The sequence below is a fragment of the Pseudomonas sp. AL 58 genome (genome assembly GCF_036348395.1).
GTDB classification, from domain to species: domain Bacteria; phylum Pseudomonadota; class Gammaproteobacteria; order Pseudomonadales; family Pseudomonadaceae; genus Aquipseudomonas; species Aquipseudomonas defluvii.
Genome location: NZ_JAZBQR010000055.1, coordinates 1 through 1,135 on the forward strand (window position 1 = coordinate 1; position 1,135 = coordinate 1,135).

A 1,135-nucleotide genomic window follows, 5' to 3' on the forward strand; every position below is an offset into this window, starting at 1 on the left:
CGCGACCTGCTCAACTGGCTGGAGCGGCTTGCACCGAATGCCGACACCCTGTTCTTCGACACCTGCAACCCGGCCCACAGCCGCGCCTTGCTGGAGACTGCCGAAGGCCTCGCAACCCTGTTGGGTGGCGGCGAGGCCGGGCAGGACTGGCTGTGCCGGCAGGCGGTGAAACCGAGCACCCTGCTGGGCACGGCGTTGTTCAACTTCAACCCGGAAATTGCCGCGCTGGTACGCACGGTCGCGCACAACTTCGCCACCACCGGCCTGCTCGATGGCCGTAGCCAGGGCGATGGCAGCACCCGCCCCGTCGACCCCGACAACCCGGCGGATGTCACCAGCGTTGCCACCCGGGCGAACGAACTCAAAGGCGTGCTCGACCTGCCCTCGGTCAAGCAGAGCAAGGCCTACCAGGCGCTGAGCACGACAGCCCGGCGGGCGTTCGACACCTTGGTGACGGTGGCCAACAGCAGTGCCGAAGGGGCCTGGCACACCCTGAGCATGACCCTGGCGCCGGCCCTGCAACGAGCCTACGCCAGCGCGACGGACGTGCTCACTCAGGTGGTTACCCAGGCCTTGATCTCGACCCAGGCCTCTGACGCTACCCAACTGCGCTTCAACCCCGACTTCAAGGCGCAGTTCCGCCGCTGGCAGCAGCAGGTCCTTGGCCTGCAACGGCAGATCGACGCCCAGCAGCGCACGCTGACACGCCCCGGCGCGCCTCACGATCAAGCCGCGACCCGCACTGCGTTACGCAGCTTGACCCTGCAACTGCAGGACCTGCATTTCAGTCGGCCGCATCAACTGCTGTTCACACTGTCCCCGGTCAACCGCCTGAACGTGCATGTCGACCACCTGCATCAACAACTGGGCGACCTTGGGCAGCAGGAGGCCCTGGCCCAGCACCGCCTCAAAAGCCAACAACGCGAGCGCTTCAACGCCCGCAGCCGCGAATGGATGGGCAAGCACTTCGGCCAGTCGCTGCCGCTGATGCTGGTCGGGCTGAATGTCTGGAACACCCTTTACAGCCTTGAACAAGCGAGTGCCGACGGCCTGTTCAACAACAGCGAACTGCGGATGATGACCGCCAATGCGGCCTATACCGGTAACGCAATGATGGCCGTGTGCGTGGGCCCGG

The 1,135-nt window shown here is 65.7% G+C and carries 1 pseudogene; it reads left to right on the top strand.

The features are described from left to right. Positions 1-1,135, top strand: a pseudogene (locus UIA24_RS23005) (T6SS effector BTH_I2691 family protein); the annotation flags it as partial.